The following is a 15,146-nucleotide window of genomic DNA, read 5'->3' as shown; positions in this document are numbered from 1 at the left end:
GGCCGGTCGCCGCGATGAGGCGTACGGCGCTCACTCTGGCCGACGGTCGTGAGCTGATCTACTTCGACGAGCGCGACGACGTCGTGCGGGACCAGCCGGACCGGCGCGAACTGCCGCCTCCCCCGCCCGCCTCCCAGTTGCGCTACGACCCGCTCACCGACGAGTGGGTGGCGCTGGCCGTGCACCGACAGACCCGCACCTTCCTGCCACCGGCCGACCAGTGTCCGCTCTGCCCCTCGACCGCTGACCGGCTCAGCGAGATCCCGGCGCCGGACTACGCCGTCGCGGTCTTCGAGAACCGGTTTCCGGCGTTCAGTGAGCGGGTGGTCGAGGAACCGGCCGAGATCACCCCGTTCACGCCGGTCCGGCCCGGGCTCGGCCGCTGCGAGGTGGTCTGCTTCAGCGACGACCACCACGCCAGCTTCGCCGGCCTGCCGCCGCACCGGGTACGCACCGTGCTCGACGCGCTCGCCGACCGGACCGAGGTCCTCGGCGGTCTGGCCGGGGTCGAGCAGGTCTTCTGCTTCGAGAACCGGGGCGTGGAGATCGGCGTGACCCTGCACCATCCGCACGGGCAGATCTACGCGTACCCGTTCCTTCCGCCGCGTACCCGGTCCCTGCTGGCCGCGGCCCGACGGCACGCGGAGCGCACCGGCGGTCGCAATCTCTACGCCGACGTGCTCGCCGCCGAACGCGCCACCGGCGACCGAGTGGTGGCGACCAACGAACACTGGACGGCGTACGTCCCGGCAGCCGCCCGGTGGCCGTTCGAGGTGCACGTCGCGCCGCACCGAGCGGTGCCGGACATCCCGGCGTTGACCGCGGCCGAACGGGACGCCTTCGGCCCGCTCTACCTGGACCTGCTGCGGCGCTTCGACGGGCTGTTCGACAGCCCGATGCCGTACATCGCCGCCTGGCACCAGGCTCCGGTACGCATCGACCGCGAACTGGGCCATCTGCACCTGCAGTTGTTCAGCATCCGGCGGGCGGCCGACAAACTGAAGTACCTGGCCGGGTCGGAGTCCGGGATGGGTGTCTTCATCAACGACATCGCCCCGGAACGCGCCGTCGCCCTCCTCCGCGCCGCCTGACCCCCACCCCACCCCTCCTCCAGCCGTCCCGGACCGCGCCGGCCGTACCCCTGACCGTGCGCCCCTTTGCTCTGCTTCAACTGACGCAACGGTTTCAGCCGGCGCCGCACCGCCCGGGCGGCGTCCGGCTGCTATCGGCCAGGTAATGCGTGGGTTGAAGCAGAGCAAAGGGCGCGGTGGGCGGTCCCTCCGACCGGAGGGCGGAAGGTTTCGGTGGCGTGGCAGCAGCCCCGGGAAGAGGATTCCGGGGACCAGACAGCAGGGCGCGGGGGGCCCGGGACAGGGCCCCCCGCGGGGAAGGGACGGCTGGCTGTGCTCGACAGCCGGGAAGGCTGGCTGCTGGGCACTCGTACCGCGACGGCGGTCACGGTCAACCTTCCAAGGACGGGACTGGCATCTCGTCCACCCAGGTCAACGAGGCGCGCCGGGGCAGGTGACGCTGGCTGGCGTGGCTTCGTACGACACGCGGGGTGCGCCGGGAAGCACCGAGCCCGCCGGGCCATGGTGGCCGGCGGGCTCGGTGGCTGCTGACGGGACTCAGGCGGCGAGGCGACGCGCCAGGTTCTCGTCGAGGGCGTTCATGAACTCGTCGGTGGTCAGCCACGGGGCGTCCCGCGAGATGAGCAGCGCGAGGTCCTTGGTCATCTGGCCACCCTCGACGGTGTCGACGATGACCTGCTCCAGGGTGTTGGCGAACTCGGTGACCGCCGGGGTGCCGTCCAGCTTGCCCCGGTGGGCCAGGCCCCGGGTCCAGGCGTAGATCGAGGCGATCGGGTTGGTCGAGGTCTTCTCGCCCTTCTGCCACTGCCGGTAGTGCCGGGTGACGGTGCCGTGGGCGGCCTCGGCCTCGACGGTACGGCCGTCGGGCGAGAGCAGCACGGAGGTCATCAGGCCGAGCGAGCCGAAGCCCTGCGCGACGGTGTCGGACTGCACGTCACCGTCGTAGTTCTTGCACGCCCAGACGTAGCCGCCCTCCCACTTGAGCGCGGCGGCGACCATGTCGTCGATGAGCCGGTGCTCGTAGGTGAGGCCGGCGGCGTCGAACTCCGCCTTGAACTCGTTCTCGAACACCTCGGCGAAGATGTCCTTGAACCGGCCGTCGTACGCCTTGAGGATGGTGTTCTTGGTCGACATGTAGACCGGGTAGCCACGGTTCAGGCCGTACCGGAACGACGCCCGGGCGAAGTCCCGGATCGAGTCGTCGTAGTTGTACATGCCCATGGCGATGCCGCCGCCGGGGAAGTTGGCGATCTCCATCTCGACCGGGTCCGAGCCGTCGGCCGGGGTGTAGGTGATGGTGACCGTACCCGGGCCGGGAACGACGAAGTCGGTGGCGCGGTACTGGTCGCCGTGGGCGTGCCGGCCGATGATGATCGGCTTGGTCCAGCCGGGGACCAGCCGCGGCACGTTGGACATGATGATCGGCTCGCGGAAGACGACGCCGCCGAGGATGTTGCGGATGGTGCCGTTCGGCGACCGCCACATCTTCTTCAGCCCGAACTCCTCCACCCGGGCCTCGTCCGGGGTGATGGTGGCGCACTTGACGCCGACGCCGTGCTCGGAGATGGCGTTCGCGGCGTCGACGGTCACCTGGTCGTCGGTGGCGTCACGGTGCTGAATCGACAGGTCGTAGTAGTGCAGGTCGACGTCGAGGTAGGGCAGGATCAGCTGCTCGCGGATCTGCTTCCAGATGATCCGGGTCATCTCGTCGCCGTCGAGCTCCACGACCGGGTTGTTTACCTTGATCTTCGCCATCGGCCGGCGCTCCTCTCGGGGGACACATGCTCAAGCAGTACGAGCGTACTGGACCGGCCGGAACCAGGAACGGCGCGGCCACCGGTTGGCCACCACCCACAGCTGACCGGCCCGCCGACGCCCGGCGCCGACCACTGGAGTCACCGGCGAGCGGACCGCCAGACCTGGCGGCCGGCGAGCGGGCTGCCGGGCCCGGTGCGGAACTACCCCACCGGGCCCGGGACATGCCCTCAGCGCACTAGCCGACCTGCTCCGGGGCGTGCATCCACTGCACCAACTGCACGATCACCCCGTTGGGGTCGGTGACCTGGAAGAAGCGCTCCCCCCACGGCTCGGTCTGGATGGCTGTGGTGATCGGCACACCGGCGGCCTGGATCTGGGCGTACTCGGCGTCGATGTCGTCCACCACGAAGGCGACGAGCACGCCCTCGGCGCGCTGGTTCTTCAGGCTCGGCGGCTGGAGGCTGGCCAGCCCGGTACGAAGGAAGATCAGGTTGAATCCCACCCCGTCACGGGCCAGCGACACGAACCCGTCGGCGGCCATCTCCTCCCGGAACCCGAAGTGCCGCTTGACGAACTCGGCCGAGGCCGACACGTCCTGAACGTTGAGCGAGATGGCCGATCCGGTGATCTGCACGTGCCCTCCCTGAGTGCGGGGAACTCATCGCCGTACATTGTACAACGTACTGCGTACGACGATTTGAACTGCGAAGATCGGAGGGTGACCACCCACCGCACCGGCGGCGGCGATCCCGCCCACACCCTGCGACTGCTCTGGCGTCGGACCGAGGACGGCCCGCGTCGCGGCCCGCGCCAGGGCCGCTCGCTGGACGACATCGTCCGTGCCGCCATCGGGCTGGCCGACGGCGAGGGGTTGGACGCGGTGACCATGCGGGCGCTCGCCACCGCCGTCGGCGTGGCACCGATGACCCTCTACACGTACGTGCCGGGCAAGGCCGAGCTGCTCGACCTGATGCTGGACGCGCTCTACGCGGACATGCCCCGACCGGACCGTTCCGGCGAGCCGTGGCGCACCCGGGTGGCCGCGCTGGCCCACGACAACCGGGAACTTTTCGCGGCCCATCCGTGGGCCGCCGAGGTCGCCACCGGCCGGCCGCCGCTGGGGCCGGGCCTGATGGCCAAGTACGAGTACGAACTGCGCGCCTTCGACGACACCGGCCTGGACGACGTGACCCGGGACGCCGCGTTGACCTTCGTCCTCGACTTCGTCCGGGCCGCGGCCCGATCCGCAACCGAGGCGCGGGCCGCCCGGCAGGCCAGCGCCTGGACCGACGAGCAGTGGTGGACGGCGAACGGCCCCCTGCTGGCCGAGATCCTCGACGAACGGCGGTACCCGACCGCCGTCCGGGTCGGCGCCGCAGCGGGCGCCGCCCACAACACCGCCTACCACCCCGACCACGCCTACAACTTCGGCCTAGCCCGAGCCCTAGACGCCCTAACCGCCCTAATCCCCACCCCCACCCCACCCCCCACTTCGCCATGATGATCAAGAGGTTTGCGTCTCGGACGGGCTTCTCCGAGACGCAAACCTCTTGATCAACTCAGCTGGAGCTTAGGGCTCACATGTTGGCTACGTCGGCCTGCTTGGCGCGGACGGCCTCGGCGGCCTCGTTGAGGGCGGCCACCTCGTCGGCGTCCAGGTCGGTCTCGACGACCCGCTTGATGCCCTGGGCACCGAGTTCGGCCTCCACGCCGAGGTAGACGCCGGAGATGCCGTACTCGCCGTCGACCCAGGCGCAGACCGGCATGACCTCGCCGGAGTCCTCCGCGACGGCCTTGGCCATCCGGGCGGCGGCGGCCGACGGGGCGTAGTACGCCGAGCCGGTCTTGAGCAGCGCCACCACCTCGGCGCCACCGTTACGGGTCTTGACGACCAGTTCCTCGATCTGCTCGGCCGGCATGACCTCGCGCAGCGGCTTGCCGTTGACGGTGCTCTGCGACGGCACGGGGACCATGGTGTCGCCGTGCGAGCCGAGGGTCAGCGTCTTGACGGACTTCACCGGTACGTTCAGCGCCTCGGCCACGAAGTTGGTGAACCGGGCGGTGTCCAGCATGCCGGCCTGGCCGAGCACCCGCTGGTGCGGGAACTGGGTGGCGAGCTGGGCCAGCGCGGTCATCTCGTCCAGCGGGTTGGAGACCACGATCACCACGGCGCTCGGGGCGTACTTCGCCACGTTCTCGGAGACCTGCCGGACGATCTTCGCGTTGGTCTCCAGCAGGTCCATCCGGCTCATGCCCGGCTTGCGGGGCAGGCCGGCGGTGATGACCACCACGTCCGAGCCCTCGATGGCCTCGTAGCCCTCACCGTTCGGGCCGGTGGTCACGCCGACGACCTTGGTCTCGAAGCCCTCGACGGCCCGCGACTGGTTGAGGTCCAGGGCGAGACCCGCGGGCTTGCCCTCCACGATGTCGGTGATCACGACGGTGTCGAAGACGTCGTACTCGGCCAGGCGCTGCGCGGTGGTGGAGCCGTAGAATCCGGCGCCGACGACAGTGACTTTCTTACCCATGGTCGTCCCACTCCCTGATACCAGTCGGTTTTCCGGACCGTATCAGCCATGGTGGCACCGTTCGGGCCAGGGGCGGACGGTTATGAGCACCTCGGGGGTTTCGTTCCACCGCCCCAGGTGTTAATAGGGGGCCCCTGCTCTACCGGAGGCGTTAATAGGGTGCCCTTCCTTACACCTCAGCCGCGTTCGGCGCGTTCTACGACGTTGGTGAGCAGCATGGCGCGGGTCATCGGGCCGACGCCGCCGGGCATCGGCACCAGTTTGCCGGCCACCTCGGCGACCTCCGGGTTCACGTCGCCGGTGTAGCGGCCCTTGCCGTCGGAGCCGATCACCCGGGTGATGCCCACGTCGACCACGACCGCCCCCGGCGTGATCATGTCGGTGGTGAGCAGGCCGGGTACACCGGCCGCGACGATGACGATGTCGGCGGCCCGGGTGTGCGCGGCGAGGTCGAGGGTGCCGGTGTGGCACAGGGTCACGGTGGCGTTCTCGCTGCGCCGGGTGAGCAGCAGCCCGAGCGGGCGCCCGACGGTGTTGCCCCGGCCGACCACCGCGACGTTGGCGCCGCGCAGCGGCACGTCGTGCCGGCGGAGCAGTTCCACGATGCCGCGCGGGGTGCACGGCAGCGGCGCGTCGTAGCCGAGCACCAGCCGCCCCAGGTTGACCGGGTGCAGACCGTCGGCGTCCTTGTCCGGGTCGATCAGCTCCAGCACCCGCTGGGTGTCCAGGTGCCCGGGCAGCGGCAGCTGGACGATGTAGCCGTGACACGCCGGGTCGGCGTTCAGCTCGGCGATGGTCTCGTCGACCTGCGCCTGGGTGGCGTCGGCCGGCAGCTCCCGGCGGATCGAGGCGATGCCGACCTCGGCGCAGTCGCGGTGCTTGCCGTTGACGTACGCCTGGGAGCCGGGATCGTGCCCGACCAGTACCGTGCCGAGCCCTGGCACGGTGCCCCGCTCCGCCAGCGCCTTGACCCGTGCCCGCAACTCGTCCTTGATCTCGGCTGCGGTCGCCTTGCCGTCCAGAAGCGTCGCCGTCACGCCCTGATCGTCTCACGACCGACCGCGCCGGCTTGCGCGGACCACTCCAGCTCGGCGACACCCGCACCAAAGAGCTACTTTGCGTAACGTGGGCATAGTCACTTTGAGTGATTAGATGTGCGGTCGGCCATAACAGCTCGGGACAGCCAGGCAGGAATCCCCGTAACACGGCAGCCACGCCGATTCGGCGCGATACGGCAGCAGCAGAGCCGGACTCCGCTGAACCACTCCCCACTTTGCCCCACGTCATCTCGGAAATTCCGGGCGTTCGTATAGCACGGGTGCCGGCACCCGGCAACGCAGGGGGTCTCGTTCTGTTACCCGTTCGCAACCGCTACGTTGCCGACTCGCGGCGCGCGACCTACCGTTGCCCGTCGTTGCGCAGAGTCACCCCACGTTGGGTCTGACTGCGCTGCGTAAGGAGATGAGGAGGCTTAATGCGTGTTCGTAGGCTCGCTGCCTGGACCGCCCTCCCGCTCGCGGTGACCCTGGGCCTGGTGGCCTGCGGCTCGGGCGGCGATGGTGGATCCGGCGAGAGCGACCCCAACGCGGCGGTGCGGATCGAGATAGCCGAGCCGCAGCACCTGGTGCCGACCAACACCAACGAGACGAGCGGCTCGCAGGTGCTCGCGGCCCTGTTCAGCCCGCTGGTGGACTACGACGAGACGAACAAGCCGTACGAGGTGGCGGCCGAGTCGATCACGTCCGAGGACAACACCACCTGGACCGTGAAGCTCAAGGACGGCTACACGTTCCACAACGGCGAGGACGTCACCGCCGACAACTACATCGACGCCTGGAACTACGGCGCGTACGCCCCCAACGGCCAGAACTCCAGCTACTTCTTCGAGAAGATCGCCGGCTACGACGACCTGCAGGGCGAGAGCCCGAAGGCCACCGCGCTCAGCGGGCTGAAGAAGGTCGACGACGACACCTTCACCGTCACGCTGTCCCAGCCGTACAGCGAGTTCAAGTCGATCCTCGGCTACACCGCCTTCTACCCGCTGCCGCAGGCCGCCTTCTCCGCGCCCGGCAAGCTGGCCGAGGGGTACGAGCAGGCTCCGGTCGGCCAGGGCCCGTTCAAGATGAAGGGCACCTGGCAGCACGACGCCAAGGTCGAGGTGGAGCGCTACGACGCCTTCCCCGGCGAGCAGCCGAAGGTGGCCGGCGTCGAGTTCCGGATCTACCAGCAGCTGACCGCCGCCTACGCGGACGTGCTGTCGGACAACCTCGACGTGATCAAGACCATCCCGACGGAGAACCTCTCGACGGCCGCCACCGACCTGGGTGACCGGTTCCAGCAGAGCCCTGCCTCGTCGCTGCACTTCCTGGCCTTCCCGACCTTCCAGCAGGAGTTCAGCAACCCGGACGTGCGCAAGGCGATCTCGATGGCGATCGACCGCGAGGAGATCACCAAGTCGATCTTCAAGGACTCGCAGCAGCCGGCCCGCTCGTTCGTCTCGCCGGTGGTCGCCGGCTACCGGGAGAACACCGTCGGTGCGGCGGGCGAGTTCGACCCGGCCAAGGCCAAGGCGCTGTACCAGGCGGCTGGCGGCCCGTCGAAGATCACCCTGTCGTACAACGGCGACGGTGGCCACAAGGACTGGATCGACGCCACCTGCAACCAGCTCAAGGCCAACCTGGGCGTGGACTGCGTCGGCAACGCCGAGCCGAAGTTCGCCGACCTGCTGACCAAGGTGAAGGCCAAGCAGCCGGTCGGTCTGTTCCGGCTGGGCTGGATCATGGACTACCCGTCCATGGAAAACTACCTGGGCCCGCTGTACAGCACCAACGGCTCGTCGAACTACTACGGCTACAGCAACCCGGAGTTCGACAAGCTGCTCGCCGAGGGCATCAGCGCGCCGAACGAGGACGAGGCGATCAAGAAGTACCAGGCCGCCGAGGACCTGCTGGCGGAGGACCTGCCGGTGATCCCGCTGCGGTTCGGCCAGAACAACTTCGGGCACTCGACCAAGGTGAAGAACGTCGAGGTGGACCTCTTCGACCGGGTCAACCTGCTCAAGATCGAGGCCGTCAAGTAACAGCCGCACGGTACGCGGGTCGGATCATCGGGCGATGATCCGACCCGCCACGCGATTCGCCCCTTTTCAGAGAGACTGCCAAGTATGTTCCGCTTCATCGTGCGGCGGCTGCTCCAGATGGTCGTGGCCTTCTTCGGCACCACGCTGATCGTCTACGCCCTGATGTTCGCCGGCCAGGGCGACCCGATCCAGGCGCTGGCCGGCGAACGTCCGGTCACCGCCGCGCAGCGGGCGTACCTCACCGAGAAGTACCACCTCGACGCGACCGGCGTCGGCGGCTTCTTCTACCGCTACTTCGACTACATCTCGAACCTGCTCCGGGGTGACCTGGGCGAGTCGCTCACCGGCCGGTCGATCGGGGACATCCTCGCCGCCGCCTGGCCGGTCACCATCAAGCTGGCGTTGATCGCCATCGCGGTCGCCGTCATCTTCGGCGTCACCGCGGGGGTGCTCGCCGGCATCCGGCGGGCCAGCATCTTCGACAACGCCACGCTGCTGCTGACGTTGCTGGTGCTCGGCATCCCGACGATCGTGCTCGCCCCGCTCGCGCAGTACTTCCTGGGCGTCAAGTGGCAACTGTTCCCGGCCACCGCCGGTGCCGACCCGGATTTCTACGCGCTGCTGCTGCCCGGCATCGTTCTCGGCTCGCTCTCGCTGGCCACCGCGTTGCGGCTGACCCGTACCTCGGTGGCGGAGAACCTGCGCGCCGACTACGTGCGTACCGCCCGGTCGAAGGGCCTGCCCAACCGGCGGGTGGTCAGCGTGCACGTGCTGCGCAACTCGCTGATCCCGGTGATCACCTTCCTCGGCGTCGAGCTGGGCAACCTGATGAGCGGCGCGATCATCACCGAGGGCGTGTTCAACATCCCGGGCGTCGGCTTCAACCTCTTCCGCGGCATCCGCACCGAGGACGGCCCACTGGTGGTGGGCATCGTCAGCGTGCTCGTCGTGGTCTACCTCGTCTCCAACCTGGTGGTGGACATCCTGTACGCCGTACTCGACCCGAGGATCCGCTATGAGTGAGCGCAGCGAGGTGGCGGCATGAGCGACTTCGAAACCGTGGCGGCCTCCGAGAACCAGGCCGCGCGGCGGGGGCCGTCGGGCGAACCGGGTACGCCGAACCAGGTGGGCCAGCCGCGCAAGCCCCGCAGCCTGGCCGGTGACGCCTGGCGGGACCTGCGCCGCAAGCCGATCTTCTGGATCAGCCTGGTCCTGGTCCTGCTGGTGACCGCGATGGCCATCGCGCCGGGGCTGTTCACCAGCAACGATCCGGCGAGCTGCGTGCTGTCCCGGCAGCATGCCGCGCCGTCCGGCGGGGCTCTCTTCGGGTACGACTTCCAGGGCTGCGACACGTACGCCCGGGCGGTCTACGGCGCTCGCGCGTCACTGCTGGTCGGCGCCCTGTCGGCGCTGCTCACCGGCGTGATCGCGCTGGTCGTGGGGATGCTCGCCGGCTACTTCGGCGGCTGGGTCGACGCGGTGCTCTCGCGGGTGATCGACATCGTGCTCGGCATCCCGCTGCTGCTGGCCGCGATCGTGCTGTTGAAGCGGGTGGCCAGCGACAGCGCCACGGTGCGCCTCGGCTCGGTCATCTTCGTCCTGGCGGTGCTCGGCTGGACGACCGCCGCCCGGGTGGTCCGCTCCTCGGTGATCACCGCACGGGAGCAGGACTACGTGGCCGCGGCCCGGATGCTCGGCGCCGGCAACGGTCGGATCATGTGGCGGCACATCCTGCCGAACGCGCTCGCCCCGGCGATCGTGGTGCTGACCATCGCGCTCGGCTCGTTCATCGCCGCCGAGGCGACCCTGTCGTTCCTCGGCATCGGTCTCAAGGAACCGACCATCTCGTGGGGCATCGACATCAACAACGGTCGGGTGCACATGCGGGAGTCGGCCACCCCGCTGGTCGTCCCGTCGACCTTCCTCGCGTTGACCGTGCTGGCGTTCATCATGCTCGGCGACGCGATCCGCGACGCCTTCGACCCGAAACTGCGGTGAGTCATGCGAGCGCGAGGAGTGAGCGCAGCGAGCCCCGCAGTCGCGAGCGAAAGGCAAACACCGCGAGCGCGAGGAGTGAGCGCAGCGAGCCCCGCAGTCGCGAGCGAAAGGCAGGCCCCGTGAGCCAGTACGCCGTCCGGCCGACCCCGGCCTCCCCCACCCCGCCCGGCGGGCACCTGCTCGAAGTGCGCGACCTGCACATCGAGTTCCGTACCGGTGAGGGCGTGGCCAAGGTGATCAACGGGGTCAGCTATCATCTCGACCCCGGCGAGACGCTCGCCGTGCTGGGCGAGTCCGGCTCCGGGAAGTCGGTCACCGCCCAGGCCATCATGGGCATCCTGGACAGCCCGCCGGCGCACATCAGCTCCGGCGAGATCCGCTACCAGGGCCGGGACCTGCTCGGGCTGCCCGAGGAGCGGCGCCGGCAGGTACGCGGCAAGGAGATCGCGATGATCTTCCAGGACGCTCTCTCCGCGCTGAACCCGGTCTTCCCGGTCGGCTGGCAGATCGGTGAGACGCTGCGCCAGCGGCTCGGCATGTCCCGCGCCGACGCCCGGCGCCGCGCGGTGGAGCTGATGGACCTGGTGCAGATCCCGGCGGCGGCCAAGCGGCTCGGCGACTATCCGCACCAGTTCTCCGGCGGCATGCGGCAGCGCGTCATGATCGCGATGGCGCTGGCCATGGAGCCGAAGGTGCTCATCGCCGACGAGCCGACCACCGCGCTCGACGTCACCGTGCAGGCCCAGATCATGGATCTGCTCGCCGACCTGCGGCGGGACCTGGACATGGCGATGATCCTGATCACCCACGATCTCGGTGTGGTCGCCGACGTGGCGGACCGGATCGCGGTCATGTACGCGGGCCGGATCGTCGAGCACGCCGACGTCCGCTCGCTGTACCGGGCGCCCGCGCACCCGTACACCAAGGGGTTGTTGGAGTCGATTCCGCGCCTGGACCAGCGCGGCGGAAAGCTCTCCACGATCCGGGGCCTGCCGCCCAACCTTATGCGGATCCCGAGCGGCTGCCCCTTCCACCCCCGGTGCCCGTACGCCCAGCAGGTCTGTGTGGACGTGGTGCCGCACGACCTGGTCCTCGGCGACGGCCGGACCAGCGCGTGCCACTTCGCGCAGGAGGTACACGATGACCGCACCCACTAGGCCCACCAAGGTCCGGGGCGAGACGATCCTCGACGTCGACCACGTGGTCAAGCACTTCCCGATCACGCAGGGCGTGCTGTTCAAGAAGAAGGTCGGCGCGGTCAAGGCGGTCGACGGGGTCAGCTTCGAGCTGCGCCGGGGCGAGACGCTGGGCATCGTCGGCGAGTCGGGCTGCGGCAAGTCCACCCTCGCCCGGCTGCTGATGCGGCTGGAGCGCCCGACCGCCGGCCGGGCCACCCTGGGCGGGCAGGACCTGTTCGCCGCCTCCGGCGCCGAACTGCGGCGGATCCGGCGCAACATGCAGATGGTCATGCAGGACCCGTACACCTCGCTGAACCCACGGATGACGGTGGGCGACATCATCGGCGAGCCCTTCGAGATCCACCCGGAGGCCGCTCCCAGGGGCAGCCGCGAACGGCGGGTCCAGGAACTGCTCGACGTGGTCGGGTTGAACCCGGAACACATCAACCGCTACCCGCACCAGTTCTCCGGCGGCCAGCGGCAGCGCATCGGCATCGCCCGGGCGCTGGCCCTGCGCCCCGAGGTGATCGTCTGCGACGAGCCGGTCTCCGCGCTGGACGTCTCCATCCAGGCCCAGGTGATCAACCTGTTGGAGGAACTCCAGGACGAGTTCGGGCTGTCGTACATCTTCATCGCCCACGACCTGTCGGTGGTCCGGCACATCTCGGACCGGATCGCGGTGATGTACCTCGGCCGGATCGTGGAGATCGGCACCGAGGACGAGATCTACCAGCGGGCCACCCACCCGTACACGCAGGCGCTGCTCTCCGCCGCGCCGGTGCCCGACCCGGAGGCCCGGGGACACCGCAGCGTCATCCGGCTGACCGGCGACGTGCCGAGCCCGGCCGACCCGCCGAGCGGCTGCCACTTCCGGACCCGCTGCTGGAAGGCGCAGGACATCTGCGCCACCCAGGACCCGCAGGCGGTGCCGCGGGCGGCCGACCCGCACCCCTCCGCCTGCCACTTCGCGGAGCTGCGCCCGCAGCGGTAGGGACCGGCTCCGTCCTCGGTCGCGCGGTACGGGGCGGGCAGCGGCAGCGCGCCGATCCCTTGTGGAACAAGCTCCTGTCGACGGATGGCGCGCTCCCACGAACTGACTAGGGTCAGAGCCGTGACGCAGGTGGCGCTTCTGCCAACGACGGACCCCACGGTCGAGGTCGCCGCGAGGGACCGCCAGATCACTCCACGGTACGTGTGGACCACTGTCGCGGTCGCCGCCCTCGGTGCCGCCTGGTGCGCCGCGAACTTCACGGTCGGCGCCGGCACCGAGGCGCTCGCGTACACCTTCGTACCCGTCGGCGGGGTGTTCGCCGCCGCGTCCGTCGTCGATCTGCTCCGCCGCGCCGACCTCGCCCCGGTCACCCGACGCTTCTGGCGTGCGCTTCTCGTCGCCGCGGTCGCCATCACCATCGGGTACGGCTGGCTGGCGCTGGACATGTTGACGCACGCCGCCGAGACCCGTACGCGAAGCATGCCGTTGCCGGCCGCGGCCTGCGTGGCGATCGGTTTCGTCGTCGCCATCTGGGCGGTGGCCCGGGTGCCGGTCGTCGAGGCCGGCGGGGTCGAGCGGTGGCGCATCCTGCTCGACCGCATGATCGCGTTCCTCGGCTGCGCGGCGCTGCTCTGTTACGTCGGGCTGGCCCCGATGCTGGCCGCCGACGAGCCGTGGAGCCCGCAGGCGATGGCACTGGTCGGGCTCGCGTTCCTGGTCGCGGTCGGCGCCGCGACCAAGGTGTCCTTCGTCGCGGGCGGCCCGGTGGACCGCGTCGCGCTACGACTCGTCGCGGCCAGCGGCGGCGTCACCGCCGGGCTCGTCGCCGTACTCGCGGTCCGGTACGGGTACGTCGCCGCCATCCCCGCCCAGGCGATCGTGATGCCACTGACCCCGGTGCTCTTCACGCTCGGCGTCAGGGCGCAGTGGCGGGCCGAGCTCGGGACCCGGCGCGGTCGGCCCCGCAACGGCATGCTCCTGCCGTACCTGGCCGTGGTGGCGGTCGACGTGCCGCTGCTGGCGGTGGCGTTCGGTGCCCCGCTGAACTGGCCGGTCCGGGTGGTCCTGATCGCCGCCGTGGTGGTGACCGCGCTGGTCAGCGCCCGGCAGTTCATCGCCTACCGGGAGAACGCCCGACTGCTGCGGAACACCCGCGTCCAGGAGGAGCGCCTCCAGTACGAGGTCAGCCACGACGGCCTGACCGGGCTGGCCAACCGGGTGCTCTTCCGGGACCGGCTCGCCTCCGCGCTCACCGCGACGACACCCGCGTCGGTGCTCCTGGTCGACCTGGACGACTTCAAGACCGTCAACGACCTGCTCGGCCACGGCGTCGGTGACCGGCTACTCGTCTCGGTCGCCCAACTGCTGCGCGCCGAGGTCGGCGACGACGGCCTGCCGGTACGGGTCGCCGGTGACGAGTTCGCCGTCCTGCTCGCCGGCGCGGAGACCGACCCCGAGGAACTGGCCGGCCGGCTGTTGGCCGCGCTCGACCAGCCGATCAGCCAGCACCGCCTCCTGGTGCAGGCCAGCATCGGCATCGCCGACGCCGTACCCGGTGCCACCGTCGACTCGGTGCTGCGCGACGCCGACGTCGCCATGTACACGGCCAAACAGCGCGGTAAGGCGAGCTTCGTCCGGTACGTCGACGGCATGGGTGAGCCGGTACTGGCGCACATGCAGCTCGGCGGCGAGCTGCGGCGGGCCCTGGACGACAACGAGCTGCGGGTCGTCTACCAGCCGATCCTGCGGCTCGACGACAACCGGCTGGTCGGGGTCGAGGCGCTGGTCCGCTGGCACCACCCGACCCGGGGCGTCGTCGGCCCGGCCGAATTCATCCCCGCCGCCGAACGGACCGGCCTGATCGTGCCGCTGGGCCGGTTCGTGCTGCGCGAGACGTGCCGCCAGGCGGCGGCGTGGTCACTGGAGTTCGGGCCGGACGCACTCCGCGAGGCGGGCCTGAACGTCTCCGCGCGGCAACTGCACGACCCCGACTTCGTCGCCGACGTGACGGCCGCGCTCGCCGACAGCGGACTCCCCTGTGAGCAACTGGTGCTGGAGGTGACCGAGTCGGCGGTGCTCCGCGGTCAGCAGGTCTCCCGGACCCTCGTCGAACTCGACCGGATGGGGATCCGCCTCTCGCTCGACGACTTCGGCACCGGCGAATCGTCGCTGAGCCTGCTGCGGGCCTTCCCCGCCGCGATCGTGAAGCTCGACAAGTCCTTCGTCGACGGCATCGAGATCGACGACGGCCAGGCCGCGGCGGCGGACGCCCGGCAGGCGGTGGCCCGCGCGGTGATCCAACTCGCTCACGCGCTCGGCCTGGAGACCGTCGCCGAGGGCGTCGAGAGCGCCGAGCAGGTCGCCGTGCTCCGCGACCTCGGTTACACCCGTGGCCAGGGCTACTACCTGGCCCGGCCGATGACCGCCGACGGCGTCTCCGGTCTACTGGCCCACCAGCAGACCGCGGATCTTGGTGCGAATTGGCCTCCATAGAGCCCGTTCCGTACCAAGATCCGCGAGACA

General features: G+C 69.9%; 12 protein-coding genes. 8 read left to right on the top strand and 4 right to left on the bottom strand.

Annotated features, from left to right (window positions below):
- Positions 1 to 14: 14 nt before the first annotated feature.
- Positions 15 to 1,091, top strand: coding sequence for a galactose-1-phosphate uridylyltransferase (gene galT / locus E0H26_RS11505; RefSeq protein WP_131303759.1), 1,077 nt, complete (start codon positions 15 to 17; stop codon positions 1,089 to 1,091).
- Positions 1,092 to 1,628: 537 nt separating this feature from the next.
- Here the strand turns inward: galT and E0H26_RS11500 are convergent.
- Positions 1,629 to 2,846 (bottom strand): NADP-dependent isocitrate dehydrogenase, encoded by a 1,218-nt coding sequence (locus E0H26_RS11500; protein ID WP_131303586.1) that lies wholly within the window; start codon positions 2,844 to 2,846, stop codon positions 1,629 to 1,631.
- Positions 2,847 to 3,084: 238 nt separating this feature from the next.
- The gene (locus E0H26_RS11495; protein ID WP_131303585.1) at positions 3,085 to 3,483 is read right to left on the bottom strand and encodes a VOC family protein; all 399 of its coding nucleotides are present in this window, start codon (positions 3,481 to 3,483) and stop codon (positions 3,085 to 3,087) included.
- Positions 3,484 to 3,567: 84 nt separating this feature from the next.
- Between E0H26_RS11495 and E0H26_RS11490 the strand changes: the two genes are divergently transcribed.
- On the top strand, positions 3,568 to 4,350 hold the full coding sequence (locus tag E0H26_RS11490; RefSeq protein WP_131303584.1) for a TetR/AcrR family transcriptional regulator: 783 nt from the start codon (positions 3,568 to 3,570) through the stop codon (positions 4,348 to 4,350).
- A 76-nt stretch (positions 4,351 to 4,426) separates the two neighbouring features.
- On the opposite strand, the gene E0H26_RS11485 is transcribed toward E0H26_RS11490, so the two are convergent.
- The gene (locus E0H26_RS11485) at positions 4,427 to 5,377 is read right to left on the bottom strand and encodes a malate dehydrogenase (protein WP_131303583.1); all 951 of its coding nucleotides are present in this window, start codon (positions 5,375 to 5,377) and stop codon (positions 4,427 to 4,429) included.
- 176 nt (positions 5,378 to 5,553) lie between these two features.
- Positions 5,554 to 6,414: a bifunctional methylenetetrahydrofolate dehydrogenase/methenyltetrahydrofolate cyclohydrolase gene (locus E0H26_RS11480; RefSeq protein WP_131303582.1), complete on the bottom strand. Its 861-nt coding sequence runs from the start codon at positions 6,412 to 6,414 to the stop codon at positions 5,554 to 5,556.
- 437 nt (positions 6,415 to 6,851) lie between these two features.
- Here E0H26_RS11480 and E0H26_RS11475 point away from each other — a divergent pair, with 437 nt between their 5' ends.
- The 6 genes from E0H26_RS11475 (at position 6,852) to E0H26_RS11450 (ending at position 15,116) form a co-directional block, all read left to right on the top strand.
- Positions 6,852 to 8,456 carry a peptide ABC transporter substrate-binding protein gene (locus E0H26_RS11475; RefSeq protein WP_131303581.1) on the top strand — a complete coding sequence of 535 codons (1,605 nt, stop codon included), beginning with the start codon at positions 6,852 to 6,854 and terminating at the stop codon, positions 8,454 to 8,456.
- A gap of 84 nt (positions 8,457 to 8,540) precedes the next feature.
- Positions 8,541 to 9,479, top strand: a complete 939-nt coding sequence (locus tag E0H26_RS11470; protein WP_131303580.1) for an ABC transporter permease — start codon at positions 8,541 to 8,543, stop codon at positions 9,477 to 9,479.
- Positions 9,480 to 9,497: 18 nt separating this feature from the next.
- Entirely contained in the window at positions 9,498 to 10,454 is a 957-nt protein-coding gene (locus E0H26_RS11465) for an ABC transporter permease (RefSeq protein WP_131303579.1), read from the top strand.
- 119 nt (positions 10,455 to 10,573) lie between these two features.
- Positions 10,574 to 11,611, top strand: coding sequence for an ABC transporter ATP-binding protein (locus E0H26_RS11460; RefSeq protein ID WP_131303578.1), 1,038 nt, complete (start codon positions 10,574 to 10,576; stop codon positions 11,609 to 11,611).
- A complete protein-coding gene (locus E0H26_RS11455; protein WP_131303577.1) occupies positions 11,595 to 12,623 on the top strand; it encodes an ABC transporter ATP-binding protein in 1,029 nt (342 codons plus the stop codon). Before E0H26_RS11460 ends, E0H26_RS11455 begins: the two co-directional genes overlap by 17 nt.
- Positions 12,624 to 12,743: 120 nt before the next feature.
- A complete protein-coding gene (locus E0H26_RS11450) occupies positions 12,744 to 15,116 on the top strand; it encodes a putative bifunctional diguanylate cyclase/phosphodiesterase (RefSeq protein WP_240742112.1) in 2,373 nt (790 codons plus the stop codon).
- Positions 15,117 to 15,146 lie beyond the last annotated feature (30 nt).

Origin of the sequence: Micromonospora zingiberis (assembly GCF_004331455.1) — a bacterium.
In the GTDB taxonomy this organism is placed as follows: Bacteria; Actinomycetota; Actinomycetes; order Mycobacteriales; family Micromonosporaceae; genus Micromonospora; species Micromonospora zingiberis.
The sequence above is the reverse complement of the archived record's forward strand: the minus strand, read 5'-3'. Positions and strand labels throughout refer to the sequence as shown.